At 64.7% G+C, this 15,240-nt stretch carries 17 protein-coding genes; 10 read left to right on the top strand and 7 right to left on the bottom strand.

From position 1 onward, the window contains the following. Nucleotides 1–29 precede the first annotated feature (29 nt). The 6 genes from ABD906_RS01485 to ABD906_RS01460 are packed head-to-tail and all read left to right on the top strand — an operon-like array spanning nt 30 to nt 5,262. The gene (locus ABD906_RS01485; protein ID WP_345097816.1) at nt 30–1,019 is read left to right on the top strand and encodes an ABC transporter permease; all 990 of its coding nucleotides are present in this window, start codon (nt 30–32) and stop codon (nt 1,017–1,019) included. After that, a complete protein-coding gene (locus ABD906_RS01480; protein WP_345097815.1) occupies nt 1,016–1,846 on the top strand; it encodes an ABC transporter permease in 831 nt (276 codons plus the stop codon). Before ABD906_RS01485 ends, ABD906_RS01480 begins: the two co-directional genes overlap by 4 nt. After that, nucleotides 1,843–2,628, top strand: coding sequence for an ATP-binding cassette domain-containing protein (locus ABD906_RS01475; RefSeq protein WP_345097814.1), 786 nt, complete (start codon nt 1,843–1,845; stop codon nt 2,626–2,628). The genes ABD906_RS01480 and ABD906_RS01475 overlap by 4 nt, the downstream gene beginning before the upstream one ends. Beyond that, the gene (locus tag ABD906_RS01470; RefSeq protein WP_345097813.1) at nt 2,625–3,407 is read left to right on the top strand and encodes an ABC transporter ATP-binding protein; all 783 of its coding nucleotides are present in this window, start codon (nt 2,625–2,627) and stop codon (nt 3,405–3,407) included. The genes ABD906_RS01475 and ABD906_RS01470 overlap by 4 nt, the downstream gene beginning before the upstream one ends. Further along, complete coding sequence (locus tag ABD906_RS01465; RefSeq protein ID WP_345097812.1) at nt 3,404–4,513, top strand: pyridoxal-phosphate-dependent aminotransferase family protein; 1,110 nt, start codon at nt 3,404–3,406, stop codon at nt 4,511–4,513. Before ABD906_RS01470 ends, ABD906_RS01465 begins: the two co-directional genes overlap by 4 nt. Continuing rightward, the gene (locus ABD906_RS01460) at nt 4,510–5,262 is read left to right on the top strand and encodes an HAD family hydrolase (RefSeq protein WP_345097811.1); all 753 of its coding nucleotides are present in this window, start codon (nt 4,510–4,512) and stop codon (nt 5,260–5,262) included. The genes ABD906_RS01465 and ABD906_RS01460 overlap by 4 nt, the downstream gene beginning before the upstream one ends. 143 nt (nt 5,263–5,405) lie before the next feature. On the opposite strand, the gene ABD906_RS01455 is transcribed toward ABD906_RS01460, so the two are convergent. After that, nucleotides 5,406–6,581: an acetyl-CoA acetyltransferase gene (locus ABD906_RS01455; RefSeq protein ID WP_345097810.1), complete on the bottom strand. Its 1,176-nt coding sequence runs from the start codon at nt 6,579–6,581 to the stop codon at nt 5,406–5,408. Nucleotides 6,582–6,881: 300 nt separating this feature from the next. Between ABD906_RS01455 and osmF the strand changes: the two genes are divergently transcribed. The 4 genes from osmF (at nt 6,882) to ABD906_RS01435 (ending at nt 10,729) form a co-directional block, all read left to right on the top strand. Next, complete coding sequence (osmF, locus tag ABD906_RS01450) at nt 6,882–7,793, top strand: glycine betaine ABC transporter substrate-binding protein OsmF (RefSeq protein WP_345097809.1); 912 nt, start codon at nt 6,882–6,884, stop codon at nt 7,791–7,793. Between the two features lie 67 nt (nt 7,794–7,860). Beyond that, nucleotides 7,861–9,030 (top strand): ABC transporter permease, encoded by a 1,170-nt coding sequence (locus tag ABD906_RS01445; RefSeq protein ID WP_345097875.1) that lies wholly within the window; start codon nt 7,861–7,863, stop codon nt 9,028–9,030. Next, nucleotides 9,027–9,965, top strand: a complete 939-nt coding sequence (locus ABD906_RS01440) for an ABC transporter ATP-binding protein (RefSeq protein WP_345097807.1) — start codon at nt 9,027–9,029, stop codon at nt 9,963–9,965. The genes ABD906_RS01445 and ABD906_RS01440 overlap by 4 nt, the downstream gene beginning before the upstream one ends. Continuing rightward, nucleotides 9,962–10,729, top strand: a complete 768-nt coding sequence (locus tag ABD906_RS01435; protein WP_345097805.1) for an ABC transporter permease — start codon at nt 9,962–9,964, stop codon at nt 10,727–10,729. Before ABD906_RS01440 ends, ABD906_RS01435 begins: the two co-directional genes overlap by 4 nt. Nucleotides 10,730–10,778: 49 nt before the next feature. Here ABD906_RS01435 and ureG read toward each other — a convergent pair whose 3' ends face one another. From ureG to ABD906_RS01405, 6 genes are read right to left on the bottom strand one after another with little or no spacing between them, the layout of a single operon-like run. Beyond that, a complete protein-coding gene (gene ureG / locus ABD906_RS01430) occupies nt 10,779–11,402 on the bottom strand; it encodes an urease accessory protein UreG (protein WP_345097803.1) in 624 nt (207 codons plus the stop codon). After that, nucleotides 11,399–12,079, bottom strand: coding sequence for an urease accessory protein UreF (locus tag ABD906_RS01425; RefSeq protein WP_345097873.1), 681 nt, complete (start codon nt 12,077–12,079; stop codon nt 11,399–11,401). The genes ureG and ABD906_RS01425 overlap by 4 nt, the downstream gene beginning before the upstream one ends. Further along, the gene (gene ureE / locus ABD906_RS01420) at nt 12,057–12,602 is read right to left on the bottom strand and encodes an urease accessory protein UreE (protein ID WP_345097802.1); all 546 of its coding nucleotides are present in this window, start codon (nt 12,600–12,602) and stop codon (nt 12,057–12,059) included. Before ureE ends, ABD906_RS01425 begins: the two co-directional genes overlap by 23 nt. Nucleotides 12,603–12,610: 8 nt before the next feature. Then, complete coding sequence (ureC, locus tag ABD906_RS01415; RefSeq protein WP_345097801.1) at nt 12,611–14,323, bottom strand: urease subunit alpha; 1,713 nt, start codon at nt 14,321–14,323, stop codon at nt 12,611–12,613. Nucleotides 14,324–14,341: 18 nt separating this feature from the next. Further along, entirely contained in the window at nt 14,342–14,647 is a 306-nt protein-coding gene (locus ABD906_RS01410; RefSeq protein ID WP_345097800.1) for an urease subunit beta, read from the bottom strand. A gap of 6 nt (nt 14,648–14,653) precedes the next feature. Then, nucleotides 14,654–15,229, bottom strand: a complete 576-nt coding sequence (locus tag ABD906_RS01405) for a HupE/UreJ family protein (RefSeq protein ID WP_345097799.1) — start codon at nt 15,227–15,229, stop codon at nt 14,654–14,656. Nucleotides 15,230–15,240 lie beyond the last annotated feature (11 nt).

The raw sequence follows: 15,240 nt of genomic DNA, 5'->3' as shown, positions 1-15,240 counted from the left end.
GCCTTCAGCGGCGCGGAGTACAACGACTGGTGAAGAACGCCCTGAAGCTGATTGGACGTCGCGCGATCAGCAGCATTCCCGTGCTGCTGATCGTTGTCATTGGGACGTTCTTCCTGCTCGAGCTGGCGCCCGGCGATGCCGTGGATGCCTACATCGTCTCCATCGGGGGCGGCGACGCCGCCCTAACGGAGCAGTTGCGCCAGACCTACGGGCTCGATCAGTCGCCGCTCAACCGGCTCTGGCTCTATCTCACCTCGCTTCTCCGCTTCGACCTCGGATGGTCGGTGGGCTTCAACCGCCCGATCATCGACCTGATCCTCGAGCGTCTTCCGAATACCTTCTATCTGATGGGCAGTGCCACGGGACTGGCCTTTGTGCTCGGGACGGTGCTGGGCATCGTTGCCGGAGCCCGCATCGGCAGCCCGCGCGATCGCGTGCTTTCCATCGGCTCGCTCGCCCTATACGCAATCCCGAACTTCTGGCTGGGCCTCGTGCTCAGCATCGTCTTTGCCGTGCAATTGCGCTGGTTTCCCACCTCGGGCATCGAGACCATTGCCTCAGGCAAAGAGGGCTTGGCGCGTTTCCTCGACATCGCCTGGCACCTCGTGCTGCCGGTTTCCGCGCTCGCCATGATCTATCTGGCGCTGTTCCTGCGCGTGATGCGCGCGGGCATGGCGGAGGTATGGCGGCAGGATTTCGTGCGCGCCGCCCGAGCAAAGGGACTGTCCCGCCGCCGCATCGTGCTGCGCCACGTGGCGCGCAACGCGCTGCTGCCGGTCGTGACCATGCTCGGCCTCCAAGCCGCCTCGATCCTCGGCGGCAGTGTGGTGATCGAAAGCGTCTTCGCCATCCCCGGCTTCGGGCGTCTGGCCCAGGAGGCGGTCGCCATGCGCGACGCGCCGCTGCTCATGGGCATCATCGTCGTGAGCGCCGTTCTCGTCGTGCTGGTCAACATGATCGTCGATCTCGTCTACGCCTTCCTGGATCCGCGGGTGGGCGCATCGGAGCGCAGCTCATGAGTGCACTCCGCCGCTTTGCCCGCTCGCCCGAAGGCGTTGTGGGCTTCGTCATTCTTCTGACGCTCGCGAGCGTCGCCCTGCTTGCCCCGGTGCTCTTTCCCGGGGATCCCTTGCGTATTGCAGGTGCGCCGCTCATTCCGCCCTTCACGGATCCCTCTTTCCCGCTCGGCACCGATCGCCTCGGCCGTGACGTGCTTGCGGGCCTCGTGCATGGCGCGCGGGCCTCGCTGATCGTGGGCATTGCCGCCGCGCTCGTGGCGGTCTTGATCGGCTCAATCGTCGGCACGCTCGCGGGTTTCGCCGGCGGACTTATCGACGAAGCGCTGATGCGCGTGGTCGACGCATTCCAGATCGTACCGGGATTCCTGCTGGCGCTTGCCTTCGTGAGCGTGCTGCAGCCGAGTCTGCCCATCGTGATCCTCGCCATCGCGCTGGGCGCCTGGACCGGTCCCGCACGCCTCGCCCGCGCCGAGGTGCTCTCGATCCGTGAGCGGGACTATGTGGCTTCCGCCCGCATCATCGGCATGCACCCGCTGGAGATCGCCCTGCGCGAGGTGCTGCCCAATGCGCTGCCGCCGGTGCTGGCGTTGAGCGCGGTGATCGTGGCCGGCGCGGTGCTCACCGAAGCCGCCCTCTCCTTCCTCGGTTTGGGAGACCCCAACATCGTCACCTGGGGCTCGATGATAGCCGAAGGCCGGGCCGTGCTGCGCTCCGCGCCGTATCTTTCCATCATCCCGGGCCTCGCGCTGGTGGCCACAGTCGTGGGAACCTACCTCTTCGGCGAGGGCCTGACCGCCATGCTGTCGCGGCGGGAGCAGCACTCATGACGGCTCTTCTGAAACTCGAAGGCTATACGCTCACCTATCCGCGCCAGACGGAACCGGCGCTGATCGACATCTCGCTCGAGCTCGCGGCCGGAGAGAAGCTCGCAGTGATCGGCGAGAGCGGATCGGGCAAGAGCACGCTCGCCCGCGCGGTGGCATGTCTCAACCCGCGCGGCACCTGCGAGAGCGGCACCATCTCCTGGCCGTCGCTCGGCCGATCCGCCCAGGCGGGAAGCGATTTCGGCATGGTGTTTCAGGATCCGGGCTCCAACCTCAATCCGGTGCTTCGGATCGGCGAGCAGGTGGCCGAAGCCGCTCGGGAGCATCTCGACTTGAGCTGGAAAGAAGCCGAGGCCGTGGCGCTGGATCTTCTGAAAAAGGTTCAGATCCCGCAGCCGGAGGCGGCACTTCGCGCCTACCCGCACCAGTTCTCGGGAGGTCAGCGCCAGCGCATCGCCATTGCCGCGGCCATTGCCGCCCGCCCGCGACTGCTGATCGCCGACGAGGCTACCAGCGCGCTCGACACACTGGTGCAGGCGGAGATCGTGCGCCTGATCGAGACGCTGGTGACGACCGAGAAAATGACGCTCATGTTCATCACCCATGACATCGCGCTTGCGAGCCAGCTCGCCGACCGCATCGCGGTGATGCACCGGGGGCGCCTGGTGGAAATTGGTCCGGCGGAGGAGATCGTGGCGAACCCGCGGGATCCGTACACCCGCCACCTTCTCGACACCCACATCGACCTCGACGACGCGCCGAGGATTTCCGGGGGAGCCGCATGACCCCGCTGATCAAGGTCCGCAATCTTTCCAAGCGCTACCGCAGCCACGGCCGTGAGGTGCAGGCGCTGGATGATGTCTCCTTTACGCTCGGGGAACGCGAGACGCTGGCGCTCGTCGGCCCTTCGGGGAGCGGCAAGTCCACGCTTTCACGCGCCATCACCCGGCTGATCACGGTGGATGGCGGCGAGATCTGCTTTGCCGGCGAAGACTGGCTGGCGCTGAAAGGTGCGGAACTGCGCCGCAAGCGCCGGTACATGCAGATGGTGTTCCAGGACCCGCTGGAAGCGCTCAACCCGCGCGCGACGGTCTTTTCTGCCATTGTCGATCCCATCCGCATCCACGGTCTTGCGCCTCGCGCACGCTGGCGACAGGAGGTATCGCAGCTTCTTGACCGCGTGCAGCTGCCTTCCCATCTCATGGACAGGGCCGTGCACGAGATTTCAGGCGGCCAGCGCCAGCGCGTCGCGCTCGCCCGCGCGCTTGCCTGCAAGCCGCGGCTGATCGTGCTCGACGAGGCTGTCTCGGCGCTCGACGTGTCGCTCCGCTCGCACATAATCGACCTGATGATCGAGCTGCAGCGAGAGGAAGGCCTGAGCTACCTGTTCGTTTCCCATGACCTGGCGGTCGTGAAGGCCATGGCCCACCGCACTGCGGTGATGGAAGCAGGCCGGATCGTCGAGCTCGGTCCGACACAGGATGTGATCGACCGACCGCAATCAAACATGGCCAAGGCGCTGATCGCCGCCGTGCCCCGCCTCATCCGCTCGAGGAACCCATGACACACAGCATCCCTCACAACGTTCTTCTCGATCTTCCTCCCTTCCCGCCGCAGCGCACTGGCGAACTTGCCGACCGCGTAGCGGCGCTGCTGGGCACAAAGAATGACGTCCTGCTTGTCCAGGGCGAGGCGATCATCGCGCTCGAGGCGGCGGCTACGAGCCTTGCGCGCCCAGGCCTGAAGGCCCTCAACATCGTCACCAGCCCCTATGGCGCCTGGTTCGGCCTGTGGCTGGAGCGCGGCGGCTCCGAGGTTACCAATCTCGCCGCCGAGAATGCCCTGCCGATCACCTTCGCGGCTGTCGAAGCCGCGTTCGAGAAGCAGGACTTCGACCTCGTCGCACTGGTGCATGCGGAATCCGCGAGCGGTATCCTGAACCCCCTGCCGGAGATCGCCGCCCTCGCCAGGTCGAAGGGCGCGCTTGTGGTGACCGACTGTGTGGCCTCCGTCGGTGGCCATCCGGTCGAGGTGCACAGGCTCGGCATCGACATCGCCGTGATCGGCCCGCAGAAGGCGCTGGCCGGTTCCGCCGGCCTTTCCATGCTGTCGGTGAGCCCCGCCGCCTGGGCGCAGATCGAGAAGCCGGGGGCAAAGGAAATCTCGACGCTTTCGCTGCTCGACCTCAAGCGCAACTGGCTGGAAAAGGGCCGTGGCGCGCTTCCCGGCATGCCCTCGAGCCTCGAGCTTCACGCGCTTGACGCCGCCCTCACCCGCGTCGAAGCGGAGGGCCTTGCCAACGTGATCGCCCGCCATGAGACGGCTGCGCGGGCTTCCCGCGCGGCGCTCAAGGCGCTTGGTCTGCGCGAGCTCACGCCACCGGAGACCGCCTCCAATCTCGCCACGGCGATCGTGCTGCCGGAGGGCATTTCCGTGCCCGACGCGTTGGCAGCGATCGGGCCCAATGGCAGGGCTATCTCAGCCAGCGTTGGAGCGGCTGCGAACCGCGTGCTGCGCTTCCAGCACACCGGCAGGCTCGCAGGTTTCGAGCCGGTCGTGGCGAACATCGCGGCGCTTGCCGGCGCGTTGAACCGCCTTGGACACAAGGCCGATCCGGGGGCAGCGGTCAACGCCATTCTTGAGGTTTACAACAAGGCATCTGCTGCATGATCCGCGCGGTTCTCTTCGATCTCGACGACACCCTGATTTTCGCCTACGCCAATCCGGCCCCGGCCTGGCGGGCGGTCGCGGAGGAATTCGCGCCTTACCTCGGCGCGGCTCCGGTCGATGCCGTCGCAAAGGCTCTGGCAGATTCCACCGCCGTCTTCCTGAGCGATGACGAGAACCGCCGCCGCTGGCGCCTGGAACAGGTGGTCACGCGCCGGTCCGTGGTGCGCCATGCGCTGGAAAAAGCAGGCTTCCCCGATCTTGCGAAACTCGCGGAGGATATTGCCGACCGCTACGCCTCGTATCGGGAAGAGAACATGTTCCTCTATCCCGACGCTCACCAGGTGATAGACCATTTCCGCGAGCAGGGGCTGAGGCTCGGCCTGGTCACCAATGGCGCGACGGAAGTGCAGAACGCCAAGATCGACCGCTTCGGTCTGCGCAACCGGTTTGACCATTTCCAGGTCGAAGAGGAAGCCGGGTTCGGCAAGCCCGATGGCCGCGCCTATCGCGAGACGCTGGCCGCCCTGAACGTGAGGCCGGAAGAAGCGATCATGATCGGCGATGATCTTGTTTGGGATGTGCTGTCGCCCAAACGCGAGGGACTCATGGGCATCTGGTGCAACCGCTTTGGTCTCAAGCTGCCGCCGAGCATTCCGGCGCAGCCCGATCACACGATCACCCGCCTTGGCGAGCTTCTCGATATCTATCCTGCGGAACAGCTGCGGCGTTGCCAGCTGCAAGGCTGCTAACAGCAGCCAGACCACAAGACTGCAAGCCCCTTGAATCACCGAGCCAGTGAGAGGTGCCGGGACTTCTCACCGGGCTCACAACGACGAAACGCGGCCCCTGCCTTCCCGGACCGGAGCCGCGTCCCGAATCTCAGGCACCAGCGTCAGGCGCGATCCGCCTGCAGGATGCTCGCGTAGTTGGCGACGGCTGCGCCGCCCATATTGAAGAGCAGGCCCCACTCGGCACCCTGGCGCTGCATCTCGCCGGCCTGGTCTGTCAGCTGACGGTAGCCCAGCGCGTGCATGGAAACGCCCGTGGCGCCCACGGGATGACCCTTGGCCTTGAGACCGCCCGAGAGATTGACCGGCGTCTTGCCGTCGGCAAGCACGCGGCCCTCGTCGATCGCGCGGGCGCCCTGGCCCTTCGGCGCAAGTCCCATCGCCTCGTAGATCAGGAGTTCAGCGATGGTGAAACAGTCGTGCACCTCGGCGAAATCGAGGTCGTCAACGGTGATCCCCGCCACCTTGTAGGCCTGCTGGATGGCGCGTTCCGGCCCCTCAAACAACACGAAGTCACGCCGGCTCATGGGCAGGAAGTCGGACACGTGCTCGGCAGCGGCAACGCGCACGCGGCGCCTGGCGGAAGCAGCCTTTCCGTTCTCGCTGCTCAGCACGATTGCTGCAGCGCCATCCGAAATCAGCGAGCAGTCGCTGAGCCGCAGCGGCGGCGCGATCAGCGGGTTCTTGTCAGTTACCTCGCGGCACTGCTCGAAGGTCAGCGGGCGGTGCATCTGCGCGAGCGGATTCTTCATGGCGTTCTGGTGGTTCTTGGAACCGATGCGCGCCATCGCGTCGAGCGGATCGCCGAACCGCTCCGTGTAGACCTGGGCGAAGAGGGCGAAGACCTGCGGGAAGCTGAGCCCCGCCTCGCGCTCGTCATTCTGGTAGCCTGCACCGGCCAGAGCGGTCGTCACCTCCGGCGTGGAGCGATGGGTCATCTTCTCGGCGCCCACGACGAGCACATTACGCGCTTTGCCCGCCTGGATCAGGTTCATTGCGCTGAAGATGGCTGCGGCACCCGAAGCGCAAGCGTTCTCGCAGCGCGTGGCTGGCGTGAAACGCAGCGCGGGATGCGCCTGCTTCACCAGGGACGAGGGGAAGCCATCCGGAACCAGGCCGGAATTGAAGTGTCCAAGGTAGATTGCGTCAATTTCGGCAGGGTCGATCTCCGCCTCCGCAATTGCCTCCCGCGCGGACTCGACGATCAGTTCCTCGAGGTTCTGCGTGAGACGGCCGAACTGGGTATGGCCGCTGCCGATGATGTAAATGTTTGAACTCATGAACGCTCCTCTTCCGCCCAATCATTCCCGAGGCGTTGTTAAACAGTACGAGGGGATAACGACTTATCTAGGCAAAATCTACGTACAATTTCGCCTCGGAAGGCACCGGTGCCGAGATAAACCTTACTCCCGTCCGCCTCGTACCCCAAGAGAAAGAACACGGCTGATCGTTACAAAGCCAGCTCACGAATGGAACGCAGATGGCATTCGCGCGTTAAGGGTCACGGTTTCGCATGCGCTGGCACAGCCGGCGCCGGGGAATCGTGACAGGGACGCACCGACAAGGGGTGAGGTGAAGCGATGCCATCGAAGATGAGGGGAATGATTGCCGCTGCCATGTTCATGCTGGCTGCGGGTCACGCGAGCGCGCAGGTCGTCGTCTCGTCCAAGATCGACACGGAAGGCGGAGTTCTCGGCAACATCATCATCCTGATGCTGGAAGCCAATGGCATCGCGACGGAGAACCGTCTACAGCTCGGTGCAACCCCGATTGTCCGCGAAGCGATCAAGGCGGGCGAAATCGACATCTACCCCGAGTACACCGGCAACGCCGCCTTCTTCTATGATCGCGCGGGCGAAGAAATCTGGAACGACCCAACAGCCGGGTACGAGGAAGCGAAGAAGCTCGACCATGACGCCGAGAAGATCGTCTGGCTGACGCCGGCTCCCGCGAACAACACCTGGGCAATCGCCGTCACCAATGACGTGGCCCAGCAGAGCAACCTCAAGACCATGACCGACTTCGCCAGCTGGGTAAACAATGGCGGCGAGGTTAAGCTCGCAGCCTCCGCCGAGTTCGTGAACTCCGAGGCCGGGCTTCCCTCCTTTCAGAAGGTCTACAATTTTACCCTGTCCTCCGATCAACTGATCACGCTATCGGGCGGAGACACGGCAGCCACCATCCAGGCCGCAGCGCGCGGCACAAATGGTGCCAATGCAGCCATGGTCTACGGCACCGACGGCGGCATTGCCGCTTCCGGACTCGTGGTACTGGAAGACGACCAGCATTCCCAGCCGATCTACAATCCGGCGCCGATCATCCGTGAGGAAGTATTGAACGCGAATCCGCAGATCGCGGACATCCTTGCTCCCGTCTTTACCGCGCTGGACCTTACGACGCTCCAGGAGCTGAACGGCCGGGTACAGGTTGGCGGGGAACCCTCGAATGCCGTGGCCGAGGACTTCCTGCAGACGAAAGGGTTCCTGAAATAGCCACGAAGGCTGGCAATCCATGGCAGAAGCAGCCCTTCAGGCATCGACCAGCCGTTCCAGATCGCTCATGTGGGGCATGGCGCGCATAGACCGGGTGGGGCTGCTAGCAGCGCCCATTGCGGTCGCAGCCCTCTTCCTGCCCTTCATGAACATTGCCGCCAACCGGATCGTTGAAGGCGAGCCGCGACCGATCCTCGAGTCTCTCACATCCGTTCAGGCGGCCGGACTGTTTCTTGCAGTGGGGGCAATGGCCCTTGCCGCGCTGTTGCGTGTGCCACCTGCCTCCAAGGCCGTGATGGCGGGTGCAACGGCCCTGGTGGCTGCCATTTTCGCCGGCCTCGCCGCCGACAATCTAGCCGCAGACGCCGGCAGCTTCGCACGCATCCGGCCCGCAAGCGGATTCTGGCTGCTGCTTTTCGCCTGCTTCCTCACGATGGCCAATGCGATGGCCCACATCCGCCTGAACCCGTGGGTGCGGCTGGCGCTGGGCATAAGCTTCCCGTTTCTTCTCGTCCTGCTCGTGGCAAGCGGCATCTGGTCGAACCTCTCGCTCCTCAAGGAGTATGCCAATCAGGCACAGGCTTTCTGGCGCGAGGCCGGGCAGCACCTGTTTCTCTCCGGCGGATCGCTTCTTTTTGCCTGCATAGCCGGCATTCCGCTCGGCATATTCTGCCGTTATGCGAGCCGGGCCCGCCCGACGGTGCTGAACGGGCTCACCTTCATACAGACCATTCCTTCACTCGCCCTGTTCGGGCTGCTGATCGCCCCTCTTTCCTGGTTCGCCGCCCACATTCCGTTCGCAGCCTCGCTGGGGATCAAGGGCATTGGCACCGCCCCTGCGCTGCTCGCACTCTTCGCCTATTCGCTGCTGCCGATCGTGCTCAATACGCTTGCGGGGTTGGAAAACGTTCCGGCCGCGACGCGGGAGGCTGCGCGTGGCATGGGGATGACCGGGCGGCAGCAGCTCATGCGCGTGGAACTTCCCCTCGCCCTTCCCGCAGTCCTCGCCGGCATCCGCATCGTTCTGATCCAGAATATCGGCCTCGCCACCATTGCAGCTCTCATCGGGGGCGGGGGGTTCGGTGTCTTCGTGTTCCAGGGGCTGAGCCAGGCGGCGATCGATCTCGTGCTGCTCGGCGTTATCCCGACCATCGTTCTCTCCTTCACGGCAGCCGTGCTGATGGATGCCTTGATTGACATCAGCCGCGCCTCGCACCGGAGGACCCGGTCGACATGATCGAAATCGAAGAACTGACGAAAGTCTATGACGGCAACACGGTCGTCGACCGCGTAAGCCTCACGGTGCCCGAAGGAACGGTTGCCGCCATCGTCGGCACTTCCGGCTCGGGCAAGACAACCCTGCTGCGGATGATCAACCGGCTGGTAGAACCGACCTCCGGCAGCGTGCGCATCGGCGGGCAGGACACCCGTGCCATCCCGCCCCATGAACTCAGGCGGCAGATCGGCTACGTGATCCAGGGTTATGGTCTGTTTCCCCACCGGACGGTGGCGGAGAATATTGCCACCGTTCCCCAGCTGCTCGGCTGGGACCGGGACAGGATCGCGCGGCGAGTGGATGAGCTGATGGAAATCTTCCAGCTGGATCCTGCCCAGTACCGCGACCGTTTTCCGAGCGAGCTTTCCGGCGGCCAGCAGCAGCGCGTGGGCGTGGCCCGGGCACTGGCGGCGGAGCCGAAGATCCTGCTCATGGACGAGCCGTTCGGCGCGCTCGATCCCATCATCCGTACCAAGGCGCGGGACGACCTGATGGAGATCCAGAAGAAGTTCCGCACCACCATCATCATCGTCACGCATGACATGGATGAGGCGATCCAGCTCGGTGATCGCATTGCGGTGATGCAGGAAGGCCGTGTTCTCCAGTGGGATACGCCCACGGGTATCCTGCTCGATCCCGCCCACGATTTCGTGGCGGAACTGGTGGGCGTGAGAGACCGTCCCTTCCGCCTGCTCTCGCTGCAACCCGTGCGGGATGCGGTCGAGGAGGGAGACGCCTCCGGCCCGCCCGTCACCGAAGACACCTCGTTGCGGGATGCGTTTGCGGAAATGCTCTGGTCGGGTCGCCGCGCCCTCCCCGTGGTCTCGCGCGCAAACAAGCGGCTCGGCCGGCTGACGCTCGAGGGCATTTCAAGACGGGCGGCGAGGCTGCAATGAACCGCGCCTGGCTGATACGGCTTGCTCTCTGGGCCCTGCTCTGCCTCTTCGTGACAAGGCCGGAGACCTTCGCAGGACTCCTGCAGCCGCTCGCCAACCGCAATGCGCCGATGATCTACAGCCAGGCCCCGCTCTGGCAGCTCACCGCCGCGCATCTGGCGCTGACCGTCGCCGCGACACTCCTGGCAACGATCGTAGCAGTCGCCGCTGCGATATTCGTCACGCGGCCGGCGGGCCGGGAGTTTCTGCCGCTGTCGCGCAGCCTCTGCAATGTCGGCCAGACCTTCCCGCCGGTAGCTGTGCTTGCGCTTGCCGTTCCGGTGCTCGGTTTCGGCTCGGCCCCAACCTTCGTGGCACTGTTCCTCTATGGGCTGCTGCCGATCTTCGAGAATACGGTGGCGGGGCTCACGACGATCCCCGCTCCGGTCCAGGAGGCTGCGCGCAGCGTCGGCATGACCGGTTATCAAAGGCTGATCAAGGTCGAGCTGCCTCTGGCGGCTCCGCTCATTCTGGCGGGCATCCGGGTGTCCACCGTGATTGCGCTTGGAACGGCCACCATCGGCTCAACCGTGGCGGCCCGAACCCTCGGCGAGGTCATCATCGCGGGTCTCATCACCAGCAACCTCGCTTATGTGGTGCAGGGCGCGGCACTGGTTGGCATGCTCGCGATCCTGATATTCGATCTGCTGACGCTCGCGGAGCGCGCTGTCGGACGCAGACCGATGCCGGTCATGGGGGCGACCGTGGCGGCAAATCCGAGTTAGGCGTTACCTGAAACCAAGTCGAGCACTGAGACGAACATTCGGATGCCGGTCAGTTCCGCCGCCCCAGCCCGCCGTTCTCGATGATGAAGTCGATTACTTCATCAAGGCCAGCGCCTCGGTGAAGATCGGTGAAGGTGAAGGGCCGTTTACCGCGCTGACGCGCGGCGTCCTCGCGCATCACGTCGAGGTCGACGCGGACGTAAGGAGCAAGGTCAGCCTTGTTGATGACGAGAAAATCGGAGCGGGTGATGCCGGGCCCACCCTTGCGCGGGATTTCCTCGCCCTGACAGACGGAGATGACGTAGATCGTCAGATCGGCCAGGTCCGGCGAGAAGGTCGCCGCCAGATTGTCGCCGCCCGACTCGATGAACACGATGTCGAGATCGGGGAACCTACGGTTCATCTCAGCGATGGCCTGAAGGTTGATGGAGGCATCCTCGCGGATGGCCGTGTGCGGGCAGCCGCCCGTCTCCACCCCCATGATGCGATCCTCGGACAGCGCCTGGCAGCGGGCGAGCATCATCGCATCTTCCTGCGTGTAGATGTCGTTGGTGATGACGGCGATCGAATAGTGGCCGCGCAGCGCCTTGCAGAGCTTTTCCGTCAGGGTTGTCTTGCCGGAACCGACCGGTCCGCCGATGCCGACACGCAAGGGTCCGTTGATCTGTGTCATGAGCGAAACAGCCTCGAAGGTTGGGTTTCATGCTTCATGGCCATCACTTCGGACATGAAGGTGGCCGAGCCGAGTTCATCGAGCCCCGACTGCGCCACCCGCGCAGCGGTCGCCACCAGCAACTGCTCGAGATTGGCCATGATCGTGGTGACGGCATTCTGGCCCGTCACCGACAAACGGATGGACGCCTGAAGCTGGTTGATGCAGAAAGCCTGCAGGAAAGCCGCCACGGTGGCAGCCAGCGGCACGCCATGCGCGCCCGCAACCGCCCCGACCGCAACCGGATAGGGACAATCGGCGGGAAGCCGGTCGAACACGTCGCTCGGCCAGCTCTTTGCCGCTGCAAGAAACGCCCTGCCCTGCAGCATGGTTTCCATGTGCCGCTCGCGGGAGCCTGCCAGCGCCTCGGCCAGTTCCGCCAGCTCCCGAAGCTGTTCTGTCGAGGACGAGGCCCGCCAGCTTTCCGCACACAGCACCGCGTCGTTCCAGCCGGAGCCGCGCGTCACCAACCAGCGCAGCCAGTCCTCAAGCGAACGCACATCAGACGTGAGACCATCATGCACCGCCCGCTCCAGCCCGTGGCTGTAGCTGAACGAGCCCACCGGGAAGACCGGCGAAAGCCAGGCCATCAGCCGCAGCAAGGCCGTGCTGTTTTCACCCGCGCTCATCATGTTCATGACCCTTGTGGTGATGATGGTGGCCGTGCGAGTGGTGATGATGGTCATGATGATGATGATGATCATGACCGTGGCCATGATGCGCATGGCCGCCGGAATAAGCACCGCGCACCGGCGCGAAGATTGCCTCCACCTCCTTCACCGCGGCGCCCAGACCCTCCAGCATCGTCCTGATGACGTGGTCGTGCAGGATGTAGATCCGGTCGGCCTCGATCTGCGCCGGCAGATGACGGTTGCCGATATGCCAGGCAAGCTCAGCAATGTGCTTCTGGTTCTGGCCGGTGATTTCGTAGAGCTTCTCCACGGCGGCACAAACCTCCACCGATCTCCCGTCTTCGAGCACGAGCCGGTCACCATGCTCCAGCACGACCGGTTCAGCCAGGTCCACCAGCACCTTCACGCCGCTCTCAAGTGTGATGGCCTTGCGGCGCAGGTGCCGCTCGTCCCGCTCCAGCACGACACGGTCCGCTGGCGTTTCAGCGCCGGCCTCGGCTGCCGGGATGATCCTGGTGACACGTAGCATGGGCATCCTCAGAACAGGAAGTAGCGTTGCGCCATCGGCACAATGTCCACGGGATCGCAGGTCAACAGTTCGCCGTCGGCCCTCACCTCGTAGGTCTCGGGATCGACCTCCATGTGCGGCATGGCATCGTTGAGGATCATGGAGCGCTTGCCGATACCCTCGCGCGTGTTGCGCACGGCCACCATCTGTTTCTCTACGCCGAGCTTTTCACGCAGGCCGTTGTCGAGTGCTGCCTGGGAGACGAAGGTGACGGACGTATTCGTGCGCGCCCGACCGAAGGAGCCGAACATCGGACGGTAGTGCATCGGCTGCGGCGTCGGGATCGAGCCGTTCGGATCACCCATGGAAGCCGTGGCGATCCAGCCACCGAGCAGAACCATGTCCGGCTTCACGCCGAAGAAGGCAGGCGACCAGATGACGAGGTCCGCGCGCTTGCCGACCTCGACCGAGCCGGTCTCGTGGGCAATGCCATGCGCGATTGCAGGGTTGATGGTGTACTTGGCGACATAGCGGCGGGCGCGGAAATTGTCGTTGCCTGGCGCGTCTTCCGGCAGGCTGCCGCGCTGTCGCTTCATCTTATCTGCCGTCTGCCAGCAGCGGATGATCATTTCGCCGACGCGGCCCATGGCCTGGCTGTCGGAGGAAATGATCGAGAAGGCGCCCATGTCGTGCAGGATGTCTTCCGCAGCGATAGTCTCCTTGCGGATGCGGCTCTCGGCAAACGCAATGTCCTCGGGGATGGAGGGCGACAGGTGATGGCAGACCATCAGCATGTCGAGGTGTTCAGCCACCGTGTTGACCGTGTAAGGTCGCGTCGGGTTGGTTGAGGCGGGCAGTACATTCGGGAACTGGCAGACGCGGATGATGTCCGGCGCATGGCCGCCGCCCGCACCTTCGGTATGGAAGGAATGGATCGTGCGGCCCTTGAAGGCCGCGACCGTGTCTTCGACAAAACCTGCCTCGTTCAGCGTGTCGGTGTGGATTGTCACCTGCACGTCGAAACGGTCGGCGACCGACAGGCAGTTGTCGATGGCAGCGGGCGTGGTGCCCCAGTCCTCGTGCAGCTTCAGGCCGCAAGCCCCCGCCAGCACCATTTCCTCGAGCGCCTGCGGCAGCGAGGCGTTGCCCTTGCCGAACAAGCCAAAATTCATCGGCAATCCGTCGAAGGCCTGGATCATGCGCGCGAGGTGCCACGGTCCGGGCGTGCAGGTCGTGGCGAGCGTGCCGTGCGCGGGGCCGGTGCCGCCGCCGATCATGCAAGTGATGCCCGCATTAAGCGCCTCATCCACCTGCTGCGGCGAGATGAAATGGATATGCGTGTCGATACCGCCGGCGGTGACGATCTTGCCCTCGCCCGCGATGATCTCGGTTCCCGGGCCGATGATGATCGTGACACCGGGCTGGATGTCCGGATTGCCCGCCTTGCCGATCCCGGCGATGCGACCGTCGCGGATGCCTATGTCGGCCTTATAGATGCCGGTGTAGTCGAGAATGAGCGCGTTGGTGATGACCGTGTCGACGGCGCCGTCTGCACGCGAGACCTGGCTCTGGCCCATGCCGTCGCGGATGACCTTGCCGCCGCCGAACTTCACCTCCTCGCCGTAGATGGTGAGGTCGCGCTCGACTTCGATGAAGAGCTCCGTGTCGGCGAGCCGGAGCTTATCGCCGGTGGTCGGGCCGAACATCTGCGCGTAGGCTGCACGGCTAATCCTTGCTGGCATGTGTGTTCCCCACCGTTCCTAGAGCCTGCCCATGATCATCTGGCGGAAGCCGTAAACCTCGCGCTTGCCACCGAGCGGGATGAGCGTGACGTCCCGCTCCTGCCCCGGCTCGAAGCGCACGGCTGTGCCGGCCGGAATGTCGAGCCGGCAGCCGCGCGCCTTTTTGCGGTCGAAGGCAAGCGCCTTGTTCACCTCGTAGAAGTGGAAGTGGCTGCCGACCTGGATGGGCCGGTCGCCTGTGTTGGCGACCTTCAGCGTGACCGTGGGCTGGCCGGCGTTAAGCTCGATCTCGCCTTCACGGGTGATGACTTCTCCGGGGATCATAGCGCCTCACCCTGCCATCAGCATCAGGCCGCCAAGCGCGGTCGCGCCGCCGGCAACCCGCAGCAGAACCGGGCCGAAGCGGCCGAGAGCGATCCCCGAGACGATGCCGATGACGTGCAGCAGCACGGTCGCGGCAACGAAGCCCGCGCCATAGGCAAGGAACCCCGCCGTTCCGACTTCGGTTCCATGGGCGTGTCCGTGGAACAGGGCGAAGAAGCCTACCAAGGCGCCACCCGCGAGCGCCGACATGGGCAGCGCGAGCGCAACCAGCAGGCCAAGTACCACCACCGAAGCGAGGATGGCCGGTTCCACGAAGGGCAGCGGCACGCCTGCCGCCCCGGCGATGAAGCCCAGCATCATCACGCCCACAAACGCCGCGGGAACCAGGATGAGCGCGCGGCCGCCCAGCATCGCCGCCCACAGTCCGACGGCCACCATGGCCAGCATGTGGTCCAGACCCGAGAAAGGATGGCCGAAGCCGGCCGCGAACGAGTCATGGGCGCCCGGCCCCACATGGGCGAGCGCGGGGCTGGCGACCAGTGCGGCAGCGGCTACCGGTGCGAGAACCTTCAACGTCTTCATGCAGTTATCCC

Source organism: Chelativorans composti (assembly GCF_039541695.1).
Lineage (GTDB): Bacteria > Pseudomonadota > Alphaproteobacteria > Rhizobiales > Rhizobiaceae > Chelativorans > Chelativorans composti.
The sequence above is the reverse complement of the archived record's forward strand: the minus strand, read 5'-3'. Positions and strand labels throughout refer to the sequence as shown.